The organism is Neobacillus sp. S1115 (assembly GCF_055385565.1).
In genome coordinates this window covers 4,434,053-4,448,447 of the sequence record NZ_AP038275.1, presented here as the reverse complement: position 1 = coordinate 4,448,447, position 14,395 = coordinate 4,434,053, and the positions used below count along the sequence as shown (strand labels likewise).

Below are 14,395 nucleotides of genomic sequence, written 5' to 3'. Positions count from 1 at the left end.
CTATCATACTTTTTCAAAAATCTGCATAGCTTGTCTTAAACAGATGAAAAGGGTGAGAGGATGGCGTATATCATTGAAAATGCCAATATCCTAAAAAGGAAAGAGCTGAAAACGTGCTCGTTATTCATACAAGACAACCGGATTGCTTCCATCCAATCAAATTTTAAGTACTACCGTCATATTAAAATGGACCTAGAGCCATACATCATGACCCCTTCATTTGTCCTGTTGAATTCAAACATTCCACTGAAAAACTCGTTTCAAGACATGAAAAAATGGATGATTGATTACTTTCTTACCAAAGGCTCCACTACCGTATTCACTTATGTACAGGCTTCCTTTGCAGAGGAAATACCCGATAAAATCAATGAACTGAAAGTTGCCCTCAGCAGCAGCCCAATTGATTATCTAATCGGAGTAAAAATACCAATGCGATTGATTACCCCTTCAATGATCCGCAAATGTAAAAAAGAAAAAGTGCCTGCCATTTTTGTTGATTTGGATAACCCTGATGAATTAGCGTCCGTACCATGGGGATGGATTAGAGAAGCGTTATTTCCCTACAATTGTCCGTTAATTCCAATTTTTTCTTCAACAGAAAAGAAGGAAGCAAAGGCCGTTCTGTCGAAATGGTTAACTATAATGGAAAAGGAAAAAATACCGGCCCTATTAGAGGAATTAGAAGAAAACATACCGCTCTCAGCAACTGTTTTAAATAAAATTGGTTTATTTCCGCATAAAGGCAGCCTGATGAACGGGACAGAACTAAGCTATAATCTATATGAAAAGTCCAGGGAAATCATCAATGTTGATGAAGCTGCTTTATTTCATTATTATGGTGATAGACTAGCAATCACAGTACACAAGGGAAAAATCGTCCGTTCTGGGAAAGAGGTATTATTTAAACCAGGATATGGAGAATATGTAAAGGTGCGAACACCATCGTTTTTTTCCTTGTAAGTAAACGGGAGAGGTATTTGTCAATGGAGCGAATCAAGAAAATTATTACGATGTTAGAAAACGGCCAACATAAAGAGGCCTTAAATGAATATAATGTTGTACTACAAAGCGGCATGCCAGAGGAGAAATTTCTTCTTGGTGAAGAGTTATTCCAATATGGTTTTCTCGATGAAGCAAGGGCCTTGGTAGAGAATTTGTTAAACAGCTATCCTGAAGAAGGAGAACTGCTGATTCTTCTTGGTGAAATTCTGATTGAAGCAGGTGAAGAGGAAGAAGCCATTCTTGTTTTGGAAAGAATCTCCGAACTTGATGTTCATTATGCGCAAAGCTTGCTGCTCATGGCTGACCTTTATCAGCTGCAAGGATTATATGAAGTTTGTGAAAACAAACTCTTAAAAGCAAAGGAAATCTTACCCAATGAAATCATCATTGATTTTGCACTAGGCGAGCTTTACAGTGAACAAGGGGAAGTAACAGCAGCATTAAATGCCTATGAAAAGGTTCTTAAAGAGACAACTGAAGTTGCCAGTGTTAACATTTATGCCCGAATGGCAGACCTGTTAAGTGCATCCGGCGTTTTTGAAGAAGCATTAGTTTATTACGACAAAGCGCTTGAAGAGAAATTAGAAATAAACACACTTTTTGGTTACGCTTTCACAGCCCTGCAGGCAGGATACAACCGGACAGCTATTGAAAAGTTTATCGAATTAAAAGAACTAGATCCGGAATATCACTCGCTTTACTTACTTCTTGGAAAGGCTTATGAGCGGGAGGAAGAGCTTGAAAATAGCCTCCGGATTGTTCAAGAGGGCATTAAAATTGACGAGTTTAATAAAGATTTATTTTTCTATGGTGGTCAAATTGCCGCCAAGCTAGGGAAACTTCCCGAAGCTGAACAATATTTGCGAGAAGCACTTGTGTTGGACCCTGGATTCACTCAGGCTGTAATGGTGTTGAATAAGCTATTTTTACAGGAAGAGCGCTTTGAGGATGTTTTACTTCTTCTATCAGATCTTGGATTGACCGACGACGAAGAGCCTCAGCTTTTATGGGACTCAGCCCTTGCTTATCAAAAGTTGGAGTCATATTCAAAAGCATTAGACAAATATGAAAGTGCATATACTTTTTTTAAGAATAACGAAACTTTTTTACAGGATTATGGATATTTTCTAATGGAAGAAGGAAAAACCACCCCTGCCGCCGAAATTTTTAAACAACTGCTCGCATTTGATCCAACCAACAGCGAGTATCTGGATGTGCTTGAACGTCTTGGCGAATTTGAAGAATAAATAAAACAAAAAAGATGAATATGCAGAGGAGGGAATACGACTATGGCAACCCCTGTTTCTGTCAACGAGAAGAAGGATTTTATACGCTGGTTTTTAAATCATTATCAATTAAAAAGAAGAGAATGTGTATGGATTCTAAATTATTTAATGAGTCACGATCAGCTTATGGAAAAAGTTCATTTTGTGGAGCAGGCCCAATATTGTCCGCGCGGCCTGATCATGTCGACTCATTGTGTGGATAAAGTGCCATTCCGCTTTTATAAAGAAAATGTGATGACCACAGATGCCGAAAAGTCCTTCCATGATATTCGCTTGAATCGCGATGAGGACATTTATATTCAATTAAATTTTCATGCTTCTAATCAAGCACACCAGTATGCAGCTGTTTTGGAGGAGAATCCATACGTTCCGAAACACCTCCAGGTAAATGAGAAGGATGGAATCGTAGCAGAGCAATTTTTGCAAAACAGTATCGAACGCTTTCAGCGGGAAAAACTCCTCCAATTAATAGATGAGGCCCTAGATAAACAAGACCGCCCCGCTTTTGAACGATTAACCAAACAACTAAATAAATTAAAAGCAACCGAACCAAAAGGAAGCCTGCGCTAAGCAGACTTCTTTTTTTTAATCTAGCTGCAGCTTTTTATGTTATTTTAAACAAATTTTTTTAGAAGTTTTATTTTCTTTTAAAGTTTTAGGAAATAATGATAATATAGGGGTAGATGAATAAAGGTTGGTGTAACATAGATGAAATGGATATCCCAAGAGGTTGAGACCTACTTAAATGCGAAGGAGTACGTCGATACCGCTGTTGTACCGTTATATTCAGTAGCCATTGGCGGGGAGATGAAAGAATCAGCAGAAGCTGCCGAATTTATTGGCCTGTTGACTACTCATCTCGAAAGGCAATTTACAGGAAGAATTTTGCTATTCCCGCCATTTACATATTTAAAAAATGATTCAGGCGAAAAAGTTTTAGGCGAATTAAAGAATTGGGAGGTGAACATATTAGAGGCTGAATTTAAACATGTATTTTATATTACCTCGGATATCGAATGGAGAACACGTGAAAACGAACTTGATGGTGCTGTAATCTGGGTTCCCTCGATACCTCTCGAACAGATGAATGATTCGCAAAAATTAAAAATGATGGACAGCCAAGTAAAGCAGCTTTTAACACTTTTTACACAAAAGTGGCATCAAAAAGCGTAAAAACTATGCATAAACCTTATTTTAAAACAGTATTGATATTGACCTTACTCAGAAGTTGATATATCATTGTTATGTCCTAGTTTTATATGTGTTTAATTAATGTCCGCTGGACTTACTTCGTGAATAGAGGGGGGATAATCATGAGTAAAGAGCGCGTTTCTAGACGTCAATTCTTAAGCTACACATTAACAGGTGTAGGCGGTTTCATGGCTGCCGGCATGTTAATGCCAATGGTAAGATTTGCAGTTGACCCAGTGTTAAAAGCCGAAGCTGGCGGTGATTTCATCGCAACTCCGAAAAAAGTGTCAGAACTTACTGACGAACCGGTTCGTGTAGACTTCACATTCAAGCAGAAAGATGCTTGGTATGAGTCAGAAGTAACCGAATCTGCGTGGGTTTACAAGGACGGAGATAAGATTATTGCACTGTCGCCAGTATGTAAACATTTGGGCTGTACCGTTAACTGGAATTCTGACAAGGAACATCCGGAACAATTCTTCTGTCCGTGCCATTACGGCCGTTATACGAAGGATGGAACCAACATTCCTGGTACACCACCACTTCACCCGCTAGATGTATATCCATACAAGGAAAAAGACGGTTTCCTATACTTAGGAAAAGCAAAACCACGGAAGGAGGCGTAATCATTGTTAAACAAAATTTACGATTGGGTAGATGAACGTTTAGATATTACGCCTATGTGGCGCGATATCGCAGACCATGAAGTGCCAGAGCATGTTAACCCTGCCCATCATTTTTCTGCGTTTGTCTATTGCTTTGGCGGTCTGACATTCTTCGTTACTGTAATTCAAATTCTTTCCGGTATGTTTTTAACCATGTATTATGTGCCGGACATCAAAAACGCATGGGAATCTGTTTTTTATCTGCAAAACCAAGTAGCGTTCGGACAAATTGTCCGTGGAATGCACCACTGGGGAGCAAGCTTAGTATTAGTTATGATGTTTTTACATACGCTTCGGGTCTTTTTCCAAGGAGCCTATAAAAAACCTCGTGAATTAAACTGGATTGTCGGAGTACTGATTTTCTTCGTCATGCTTGGCTTAGGTTTTACAGGCTACCTTTTACCTTGGGATATGAAGGCATTGTTTGCAACAAAGGTAGGTTTGCAAATTGCTGAAGCGACACCGTTTATCGGTTCCTATGTTAAAATTCTGTTATCCGGACATGAAACTATTGTCGGTGCGCAGACATTAACCCGTTTCTTTGCGATTCATGTATTCTTCCTGCCTGGAGTATTATTTGGTTTAATGGCAGCACACTTTGTCATGATTCGCAGACAAGGTATTTCTGGACCGCTATGATTCAAATTCTAATCTAAACTAGAAAGTTATCATATTACGTTGAAAAAGGAGGGGATTGCTCAATGCATCGCGGTAAAGGTATGAAGTTTGTCGGTGATTCACGTGTAGTTGCACCTGAATCACGAAAACCGAAACTTCCTAAAGATTATTCAGAATACCCTGGCAAAACTGAAGCGTTCTGGCCTAACTTCCTTTTGAAAGAATGGATGATAGGTGCAGTTTTCCTTGTTGGCTTTTTATGTTTAACCGTTGCTCATCCGGCTCCGCTTGAAAGGATTGCGGACCCGACGGATACAGGTTATATTCCATTACCAGACTGGTATTTCTTATTCTTGTACCAATTGTTAAAGTATACTTATGCATCCGGGCCATATACGGTTATTGGTGCAATGATTATCCCAGGACTTGCTTTTGGAGGATTATTATTGGCTCCATTCCTTGATAATGGACCGGAACGCCGTGCAAGTAAGCGTCCAATTGCAACAGGAGCTATGTTATTGGCATTGGCTGCAACTGTGTTTTTAACTTGGCAATCTGTAGCTACACATGACTGGAAAGCTGCTGAACGTCAAGGGAAAATCGTTGAAAAAGTCGATATTGATAAGTCTTCAGAAGGATATCAAATCGCTAAAGATAACACGTGTATAACATGTCACGGTGAAAATCTTCAAGGCGGTGCCGGTGCACCAACCTTGATCGGTACAGGTTTAAAACCTGAAGAAATTGCTAAGATTGCAAAAGAAGGTAAAGGCGGCAAAATGCCTCCAGGTATCTTCAAAGGTGATGACGAACAGCTGAAAAAGCTATCTGAATTTATCGCGGGTCTTGGCGCAAAATAATGCTGCACTATAAAAGCTGACGGGATTACGTCAGCTTTTTTGTATATTCTGTAACAAACTAAAAACGAATAATGGAAGGGGAGTCGTTGTGCGCTGGATTTACCCTCTTTTGGCCAATCGGTCGATTCTTAAATTGCTATTAATTGTCAATATAGTAGGAACAATCTATGGGTATTATTGGTATGGATGGCAGTTGGAGAATACCCCAGCTATATTTTTAATTTTTGTACCGGACAGTCCCACTGCAAGTCTCTTTTTTGTCTTTGTTCTTATTGCCTTTTTATTGAAAAAAAATTGGCCGCTGATGGAAGCACTGGCGATTGTCACACTTTTTAAATATGGAATTTGGGCTGTCGTGATGAATATCCTTGTTTTTGTTGTTCAAGGGGAATTGGATCCAGTCGGTTTTATGTTGATTTTCTCTCATTTTGCCATGGCAGTCCAAGGACTGTTATTCGCACCGTTTTATCGTCTCAAACTATGGCATTTAGTAGTGACTGCAATTTGGACACTGCATAACGATATCATCGATTATGTTTTCTTTATGCTGCCAAGCTATCAAATGCTTGACCGCTATATCCCGCAAATCGGCTACTTTACGTTTTGGCTGTCTATTCTTTCCATTGGAATTGCCTATTACCTCTGTATCCGCCAAAAAAGTTTTAAACTTGAAATTAAATAATTCAATACTGTAAATTATGGTCTAACCTTGTCCACCCTTTCATACATTTTATTAGTAACGAAAAGGGGGACAAGGTTAGTGAATATAAAGAAGTTCCTGTTATTAGCAATTATATGTTTACTAATGCCGATATCAGTATATGCGGAAGGACAATCCCCGATGGAGCGGCTTGATGACATTTCCGATGAAGCTCTTCAAATGGTCAAGTTTCATAGATATGATGACGCCAGGAAGTTGCTTGATTATTTTTCTGATCAGTTTAAAGGTGTGACAGTCACCGGACAGCCATTAACAATGGATGAGGTTCGAATCATTAACACTTCCCATGACGAAGCAATGGAAGCGGCAGTAAGTCCAGATATGAAACATGAGGAACGTATTAATAAGTTGACGAAATTCAGGCTGGTTATGGATGCGATTGCCACAAGTCATCAGCCCCTATGGACGGAGATGGAAGGTCCAATCATGACAGCGTTCCATCAAGCCAGGGAAGCGGCTGTGAACGGTAATTCTGCGAACTTTCATGCAAGTTTTAATACGTTTTTATCTCTCTATAACGTCATTTACCCAAGTATGAAAATTGATGTTCCTGTGGAAAATATACAAAGATTAGATGCACGTATCAAATTTATTGATGAATATCGCTCTCAAGTTTTAACTGATTCACAAGGCCGGGTAGAGCTAGATAAACTTGATACAGACCTGCAGAATTTATTTGCCAATATAGAGGATGATGAGGCCGATCCTTCCCTTTGGTGGGTGATCATTTCAACAGGGAGTATTATCATTGCGACATTATCTTATGTCGGCTGGAGGAAGTACCAAGGGGAAAAGGATGTTAGAAAAGACCGGTCCAGAGAGCATAAAGATTGACGCCTTTAATCCCTTTTACTAAAATGTAAATCATCATAGAGCTCTCTTAGGAGGTTTCATCATGTATTTGCTATATTTTGCTTTCATCATTCTGATTCCTTTATGGGCACAGTGGAAAGTAAAAAGTACATTTACAAAATATTCTAGAGTTTCTACCTCAACATATCGTAGAGGTGCAGAAGTGGCGAGGGAAATATTGAATACCAACGGTTTATATAATGTTGCCGTAGAAGAAGGCCGTGGATTTTTAAGCGATCATTATGACCCAAGAAGCAAAACCGTTCGTTTGTCACCAGAAAATTACCACGGACATTCCATTGCAGCGGCAGCAGTTGCGGCTCACGAATGCGGACATGCCATTCAGGATGCTCAAGGATATGCATTTTTGCGGTTTCGCCATGCCTTAGTTCCGGTTGCAAACCTTGGTTCAAATGCCTCGTGGATTCTTATCATGATCGGCATATTTGCCCATCTGTCAGGAATGCTGCTGTTAGGAATTATTTGTATGGCAGCAGCTGTACTTTTTCAAATTGTAACTCTTCCTGTTGAATTTAACGCCTCAAGCCGGGCCATGAACCAAATTGCCTCACTTAGATTGGTCGGCAGCGGTGAGGAAAGGGAGGCCCGCAAGGTTTTAAACGCGGCAGCCCTTACCTATGTAGCAGCGGCTGCAGTTGCCGTTCTGGAATTACTTAGATTAGTATTAATTTTTACTGGGATGAATCGAAGTGAAGATTAATCAGAAAAGGCTGACTCGTTCTCGAGTCAGCCTTTTAATCTGTTATCGGCATTTTATTTTCATCCAGCGTAAAGCCTTCCCCGTGGACATCATGGACGATAGAAATGGAGATAAATGCATACGGATCGACTGAAGTAATCAGATTTTTCAAACGCATAATTTCATTCTTAGCGACTACACAATATAGGACGTCCCGTTCATTTTTTGTATAGGAACCGAAACCTTTCAGAGCTGTAACACCGCGTTCCATCTCCTCCATAATTTTAGCGGCAATTTCTTCGTTTTTCTCGGAAATAATCATCGCCCCTCTTGCTGAGTAGGCACCTTCTTGAATAAAGTCAATTACCCTGGCCCCAACAAAAACGGCAACCAAGGTATACATCGCCTGTTTGTAATTCAAATAGGTGATTAAGGAGAGAGTGATGACACAGGCATCAAACAGAAACATCGTTTTGCCCATGTTCCAGCCAAAGTATTTTTGGACGAGCCGGGCAATAATATCAACCCCACCAGTTGTGCCGCCATACCTGAAGATGATCCCTAATCCGATACCGGCAAAAACTCCAGCAAACAGGGCAGCAAGCGTTAAATCATGATTTAATGGCATGTCAATCGCGTTGCGTTGAATAATCCATAGAAAGACGGACACACTGACTGTCCCAATTAGTGTGTAAAAAAAGGCATTACGACCAAGCATTTTCCATCCTATAAAAAATAGCGGGATATTTAAAATCAGGTTGGTATACGACGGATCCCATTTCCAAAGGAAAAATAACAAAAGCGTGATTCCCGTAAACCCACCTTCCGCCAGTTTGTTCTGCATATTAAAATGAACTAGTCCAAATGAAAATATCGCTGCTCCAAGCAGGATAAAAAGTATATTTTTTATCTTAAGGCTAAATATCATATCCTTCCTCCTCATCCATATTTTTCTTCCTAAGGCGGATTTAATTATATCGAATAATCTATTGTTGGGCAATCTGGCCAGCAAATTCCAATCATTCCGGTGAAAACATTTGTAAATCAGCCATAATTTAGCTAACATAAAATAGTGAGCAGGAGCATGCCTGCCTGACAAATAACAGCATCGTATGGAGTGATAAGGTTTGGCTAATGGGAAGACAATGAAAGAACTTCAAGAAGAAGTTGATGCATATATAAGTCAATTTAAAGAAGGATATTTTAGTCCTTTGGCAATGCTCGCAAGAATGACAGAGGAGCTAGGTGAACTGGCACGGGAAATCAACCATTATTACGGTGAGAAACCGAAGAAATCAACAGAAAGCGAGAAAGCTGTTGATGAGGAGCTTGGCGACCTTTTGTTTGTGTTAATTTGTCTTGCCAATTCCTTAAACATTGATTTGGAAAAAGCCCATGATTATGTGATGAACAAGTTTAATACACGGGATAAGGATCGTTGGACAAGAAAAGATCAGGAAAATATGGAGTGAGAAAAATGGAACAGATTAATATAATGATCGCAGGTCCTAGAGGGCGAATGGGCAGTGAAGCAGTAAAGCTTGCGGCAAGAACTGAACACTTTAACCTAGTGGCTGTCCTTGACCATAAATATGATGGAATGATGCTTAGCGACATTGAGGGTTTTCAATCGATACATAACGTTCCCATTTATACCGATATTGAAAAGTGTCTACAAAATGTTCAGGCAGATGTACTAATCGACTTAACAACGCCAGAGTTTGGCATGCTGCACGCCAAAACAGCACTTAGCTATAATGTAAGGCCTGTGGTAGGTACGACTGGTTTTTCAAAAGAAAATCTGGAAGAATTAGAGCGCCTTTGCAAGGAAAAGGAACTAGGCTGTATTATCGCTCCAAATTTTGCAATAGGAGCGGTGCTAATGATGAAATTTTCGCAGCTTGCGGCAAAATATTTTCGTGATGTTGAAATTATTGAATTGCATCATGATAAAAAGCTAGATGCCCCGTCCGGTACAGCAGTTAAAACGGCTGAAATGATTTCGGCTGTCAGGAAAGCGAAAAAACAAGGTCATGCAGATGAAAAAGAAACTATAACAGGAGCACGAGGTGCTGAATTTGACGGGATGCATATCCATTCTGTCCGCTTGCCTGGGCTGATTGCCCATCAGCAGGTATTATTCGGTTCAGACGGACAAACCTTAACCATCCGCCATGATTCCTATAACCGTGAATCATTTATGTCCGGTGTAAAGGTCGCTGTTGAAACGGTTATGAAACATAACGGCTTTGTGTACGGGCTGGAAAATATTTTGGACTAAAATAATCAAAGTTGGTGAATGACATGCAAGGAAAATCACTTGATATTCTTGCATTTGGGGCCCATGCCGATGACGTCGAAATCGGCATGGCAGGCACAATTGCAAAATTAACAGCAGAAGGGTATCGGGTTGGAATATGTGATTTAACGGATGCGGATCTTTCCTCTAACGGAAATGTGGCACTAAGGAAAGCGGAAGCGGCTAAGGCTGCAGATGTTTTAGGGGTCTCATACCGGACCTCACTTGGGTTTCCTGATAGAGGGTTATATTTAAAGGATGAATACATTCGGAAGATAGCGGATATCATTCGTCAACATAAGCCGAAACTCGTGTTTGCTCCTTTTTTGGAAGATCGTCATCCTGATCATGGGAATTGTGCCCGTCTCGTCGAAGAGGCGGTTTTTTCGGCGGGAATAAAAAAATATGAAACAGAATCTAGCGAGCCCCATCGGGTAAATAGATTGTATTTTTATATGATAAATGGCTTTCACAAGCCGGACTTTACTGTCGACATTTCCATGTCCATGGAGAAAAAGATAGCGGCATTACAATCCTATAAAAGCCAGTTCGACCGGACAGATACAAGCTACGAAACACCTCTTGTCAATGGTTATATTGAAACCGTCGAGGCAAGAGAAAGAATGTTTGGGAAGCTGGTCAATGTTACATATGCGGAAGGCTTTAAAACAAAGGTTCCTATTCTATTGAACCGTGATTTGCTGGGAGATTAACGTATGAAAAAATTAAAAATTGGCATTACCTGTTATCCGACTGTCGGAGGTTCCGGGGTTGTCGCGACAGAATTGGGAAAACTCCTGGCGGAGAAGGGGCATGAGATTCACTTCATAACATCAAGCATCCCATTTCGGCTGAACAAAATCTATCATAACATCTATTATCATCAGGTAGAAGTAAACCAATATTCGGTTTTTCAATTTCCACCCTATGATATCGCTCTCGCCAGTAAGATGGCAGAAGTGGCCAATCGAGAGAAACTGGACCTGCTACATGTCCATTATGCTATCCCGCATGCGGTGTGCGCTATTTTGGCTAAGCAAATGGCAGGAAGGGATATAAAAATAGTCACCACCCTGCACGGTACTGACATCACCGTGCTTGGGTATGATCCGTCCCTCACAGATGCAATAAAATTTGGCATTGAAAAGTCAGATGCGGTGACGGCTGTTTCAAGTGCATTAGTCCAGCAGACATATGAGGTCATCAATCCCGACAAGCAAATTGAAACAGTATATAACTTTATTGATGACCGAGTTTATCAAAAAACAGATTCCAACCATTTAAGAGCTGAATTTGGGATAAGGGAAGATGAAAAGGTCATTATCCATGTATCCAATTTCCGCGGCGTCAAGCGCGTCCAGGATGTGGTTAAAACATTTGCCAATATTTCCGCTGTGATGCCGGCGAAGTTGTTGCTAGTCGGGGATGGACCCGAAATGACCATCGTTTGCAAGCTAGTCAGACAGCTTGGATTAGAGGATCAAGTCATTTTCCTAGGAAAACAAGAAAACCTCGAAGAGTTATATTCCATCAGTGACTTGATGCTCCTATTGTCGGAAAAGGAAAGCTTCGGTCTTGTTGCCCTAGAGGCAATGGCCTGCGGAGTGCCGGTGATTGGAACCAATGTAGGAGGCATCCCTGAGGTTATTGAGGACGGCAAAACGGGCTATACTTGTAACGTTGGTGATATTGGGGATATTTCTGATAAAGCAATTCGTTTATTGAATGATGGAGCTCTTCATCAGCAATTTTCACAGCAGTCAGAAGTAACAGTCAAAACGAAATTTAAAGCAGAGCAAATTGTCGAGCAATACGAAATGCTTTATTTTAAGCTGCTGAAATAAGGTGAGATAAATATGAAAGAACCCTTTTTATCGGCTGTTTCAGTCATCAAAAGGCTTGAGTCCGCCGGATATGAAGCCTATTTTGTGGGCGGATCGGTTAGGGATTATTTACTTGGAAATAAAATTAGCGATGTCGACATTGCGACGTCAGCCACACCTGATGAAGTGAAAGCCATTTTTCCTAAAACTGTTGATATCGGTATTCAACATGGAACGGTTCTTGTCCTGTTAAAAAACAATTCTTATGAAATTACCACCTTTCGGACAGAAGGAGAATATCAGGATTTTCGGAGGCCTAAGCAGGTTTCCTTTATTCGCAATCTTAACGAAGATCTGATGCGCAGGGATTTTACCATGAATGCCATCGCAATGGATGCAAATGGCAGCATTATTGACCCTTTTGACGGCCAAACAGCCATTAAGGAAAGGGTTATTCGAACGGTAGGAAGCCCGGAGGAACGGTTTCGCGAAGACGCCCTAAGAATGATGAGAGCGGTACGCTTTGTCAGCCAGCTCTCTTTTCATATTGCAGGTAAAACATTACTAGCTTTAAAAAAGGATGCGCACCTGCTCGATAAAATTGCTGTTGAGAGGAAGAGAGCCGAGTTTGAAAAGCTGCTTTCTGGCGACAATCGAAAAAAAGCTTTCAGGATTTTGCTTGAAACGCAGGTTTTTGAATATTTACCTGGGCTCAAGAAGCAGGAATTGAAAATTGAAAAATTACTTTCTTATCTATGTGATTCGTTAAATAAGAAAGAAATGTGGGCATTGCTTCTTTATTGTCTAGAACTTAATCAACAAGATAGCGAGGCTTTTCTTCGGAATTGGCGACTTCCTGTAAAGGAAATGAAAGAAATTCAGGACATCTTGCTATATGCCAAACAAAGACTTATAAAAGATTGGTCCCGATACGATTTGTATACGGCTGGCAGCGAGACAATTCAATCTGCAGAAAAGCTTTATCTTGTTTTAAAAGGCATAAATGATTTTGACTCTGTAAAGTATTGGTTAAACACTTACGACCATCTGCCTATCAAGCAGCGATCTGAACTGGCTGTGACCGGAAGCGACATAATGGCTTGGCGGGAACAGGCAGGTGGCCCATGGCTGAAAGAACTGCTTACTAGAATAGAACATGCAGTTTTGCAAGATGAAGTTGTAAACGAAAAAGAAAAGATAAAGGAGTGGCTGAAGGCGTGCAGTCAGAAATCAGAAAAAAATTGCTAGATTCCTTTACCAACGCTGGTGAATCCTATTTATCCGGCCAATTTCTTGCTGAATTAATTGGCTGCTCGCGAACGGCAGTTTGGAAGCATATCGAGGAATTAAGAAAAGAAGGCTTTGAACTTGAGGCGGTCAGGAAAAAAGGCTATCGAATTATCAAAACACCTGAAAAAATTACTGCCGATGAAATTAGACTTGGCTTGACTACAAAGTTTATTGGGAAAAACATCCATTACGAAGAAACCGTGGAATCAACCCAAAAGATTGCCCACAGATTATCTTCTGAAAATGTGCCAGAGGGAACAGTTGTAATAGCAGAGGAACAAATTTCCGGCAGGGGAAGAATGAATCGCCCGTGGCATTCACCAAAATATACAGGGATTTGGATGAGCCTTATCCTCCGTCCTAATATTCCATTGACAAAGGCGCCACAGTTAACGCTTTTAACAGCAGTAGCTATTGTCCAGGCAATCGAAGAAGTGACAGGCCTTAATCCGGAAATAAAATGGCCAAATGATATTTTGCTGAATGGGAAAAAAATAACCGGCATTCTGACTGAAATGCAGGCGGAGGCTGATCAGATTCATTCTATCATCATTGGGATGGGCTTGAACGTCAATCAGACAAAGGATGATTTCCCACCTGAATTGCAAAATATTGCAAGCTCTTTGTTAATTGAAAAAGGAGATGCACTTTCACGGGCCAGCATCATAAGAAGTATTTTTACCCATTTTGAAAAATTATATTTGCTCTTCCTCGAAAAAGGTTTTTACCCAATTAAACTGCTATGGGAAGGCTATGCCATAAGTATTGGGAAAATGATCAAAGCTAGAACCTTGACAGGTGTCATTGAAGGAAAAGCCCTCGGGATTACCGATGAAGGCGTTTTAAAGATTGAAGATGCATCCGGTGTGATTCACCATGTTTATTCCGCTGATATAGAACTATAGTCCTAACATTTCATTCTGTACGAAATGGATAATATTTGCTATAATTTTTTATGGGCAGTATCCCGAAGGAACTGCACCTTGGAAGTCTATAAAACTAAAAGGTATCTGCCTAGATCCGTCAAACGGACCGGGACAGAGGGATGGAACAAGAAGTAAAGTAACGAAAATCCTTCTGCCTTCAGA

General features: G+C 40.5%; 17 protein-coding genes. 16 read left to right on the top strand and 1 reads right to left on the bottom strand.

The features are described 5' to 3' along the window. Positions 1-60 precede the first annotated feature (60 nt). The 10 genes from ACZ5B7_RS21635 to ACZ5B7_RS21590 all read left to right on the top strand — a co-directional run bounded on the left by ACZ5B7_RS21635 (position 61) and on the right by ACZ5B7_RS21590 (position 7,916). The gene (locus tag ACZ5B7_RS21635; RefSeq protein WP_464490960.1) at positions 61-960 is read left to right on the top strand and encodes a hypothetical protein; all 900 of its coding nucleotides are present in this window, start codon (positions 61-63) and stop codon (positions 958-960) included. A gap of 23 nt (positions 961-983) precedes the next feature. Continuing rightward, positions 984-2,249, top strand: a complete 1,266-nt coding sequence (locus ACZ5B7_RS21630; protein ID WP_213145036.1) for a tetratricopeptide repeat protein — start codon at positions 984-986, stop codon at positions 2,247-2,249. Between the two features lie 42 nt (positions 2,250-2,291). After that, the gene (locus ACZ5B7_RS21625) at positions 2,292-2,858 is read left to right on the top strand and encodes a ReoY family proteolytic degradation factor (RefSeq protein WP_213145037.1); all 567 of its coding nucleotides are present in this window, start codon (positions 2,292-2,294) and stop codon (positions 2,856-2,858) included. A 138-nt stretch (positions 2,859-2,996) separates the two neighbouring features. Next, on the top strand, positions 2,997-3,461 hold the full coding sequence (locus tag ACZ5B7_RS21620) for a YpiF family protein (protein WP_464490959.1): 465 nt from the start codon (positions 2,997-2,999) through the stop codon (positions 3,459-3,461). A gap of 140 nt (positions 3,462-3,601) precedes the next feature. Further along, positions 3,602-4,105, top strand: coding sequence for a QcrA and Rieske domain-containing protein (locus tag ACZ5B7_RS21615; protein WP_213145039.1), 504 nt, complete (start codon positions 3,602-3,604; stop codon positions 4,103-4,105). A gap of 3 nt (positions 4,106-4,108) precedes the next feature. Next, on the top strand, positions 4,109-4,783 hold the full coding sequence (gene qcrB, locus ACZ5B7_RS21610) for a menaquinol-cytochrome c reductase cytochrome b subunit (protein ID WP_213120374.1): 675 nt from the start codon (positions 4,109-4,111) through the stop codon (positions 4,781-4,783). Positions 4,784-4,845: 62 nt separating this feature from the next. Next, on the top strand, positions 4,846-5,622 hold the full coding sequence (locus ACZ5B7_RS21605) for a c-type cytochrome (RefSeq protein WP_464490958.1): 777 nt from the start codon (positions 4,846-4,848) through the stop codon (positions 5,620-5,622). Between the two features lie 88 nt (positions 5,623-5,710). Beyond that, entirely contained in the window at positions 5,711-6,304 is a 594-nt protein-coding gene (lhaT, locus tag ACZ5B7_RS21600) for a lipoprotein heptaprenylglyceryl N-acetyltransferase LhaT (protein ID WP_464490957.1), read from the top strand. 78 nt (positions 6,305-6,382) lie between these two features. Next, the gene (ypjB, locus tag ACZ5B7_RS21595) at positions 6,383-7,177 is read left to right on the top strand and encodes a sporulation protein YpjB (RefSeq protein ID WP_241114049.1); all 795 of its coding nucleotides are present in this window, start codon (positions 6,383-6,385) and stop codon (positions 7,175-7,177) included. A 61-nt stretch (positions 7,178-7,238) separates the two neighbouring features. Beyond that, positions 7,239-7,916: a zinc metallopeptidase gene (locus ACZ5B7_RS21590; RefSeq protein ID WP_464490956.1), complete on the top strand. Its 678-nt coding sequence runs from the start codon at positions 7,239-7,241 to the stop codon at positions 7,914-7,916. Between the two features lie 34 nt (positions 7,917-7,950). Here ACZ5B7_RS21590 and ACZ5B7_RS21585 read toward each other — a convergent pair whose 3' ends face one another. Next, positions 7,951-8,823 (bottom strand): YitT family protein, encoded by an 873-nt coding sequence (locus ACZ5B7_RS21585; protein ID WP_213145043.1) that lies wholly within the window; start codon positions 8,821-8,823, stop codon positions 7,951-7,953. Between the two features lie 217 nt (positions 8,824-9,040). Here ACZ5B7_RS21585 and ACZ5B7_RS21580 point away from each other — a divergent pair, with 217 nt between their 5' ends. Genes ACZ5B7_RS21580 through ACZ5B7_RS21555 form a run of 6 tightly spaced genes read left to right on the top strand, consistent with a single transcriptional unit; the run spans position 9,041 to position 14,212 of the window. Then, positions 9,041-9,367, top strand: a complete 327-nt coding sequence (locus ACZ5B7_RS21580; protein ID WP_464494544.1) for a nucleotide pyrophosphohydrolase — start codon at positions 9,041-9,043, stop codon at positions 9,365-9,367. Positions 9,368-9,372: 5 nt separating this feature from the next. Further along, positions 9,373-10,176 carry a 4-hydroxy-tetrahydrodipicolinate reductase gene (gene dapB, locus ACZ5B7_RS21575; RefSeq protein ID WP_464490955.1) on the top strand — a complete coding sequence of 268 codons (804 nt, stop codon included), beginning with the start codon at positions 9,373-9,375 and terminating at the stop codon, positions 10,174-10,176. Positions 10,177-10,199: 23 nt separating this feature from the next. After that, positions 10,200-10,907, top strand: a complete 708-nt coding sequence (gene bshB1, locus ACZ5B7_RS21570; RefSeq protein WP_464490954.1) for a bacillithiol biosynthesis deacetylase BshB1 — start codon at positions 10,200-10,202, stop codon at positions 10,905-10,907. Between the two features lie 3 nt (positions 10,908-10,910). After that, positions 10,911-12,038 (top strand): N-acetyl-alpha-D-glucosaminyl L-malate synthase BshA, encoded by a 1,128-nt coding sequence (gene bshA, locus ACZ5B7_RS21565; protein WP_213145045.1) that lies wholly within the window; start codon positions 10,911-10,913, stop codon positions 12,036-12,038. Positions 12,039-12,050: 12 nt separating this feature from the next. Beyond that, the gene (locus tag ACZ5B7_RS21560; RefSeq protein WP_464490953.1) at positions 12,051-13,265 is read left to right on the top strand and encodes a CCA tRNA nucleotidyltransferase; all 1,215 of its coding nucleotides are present in this window, start codon (positions 12,051-12,053) and stop codon (positions 13,263-13,265) included. Then, entirely contained in the window at positions 13,235-14,212 is a 978-nt protein-coding gene (locus ACZ5B7_RS21555) for a biotin--[acetyl-CoA-carboxylase] ligase (protein WP_464490952.1), read from the top strand. Before ACZ5B7_RS21560 ends, ACZ5B7_RS21555 begins: the two co-directional genes overlap by 31 nt. Positions 14,213-14,395 lie beyond the last annotated feature (183 nt).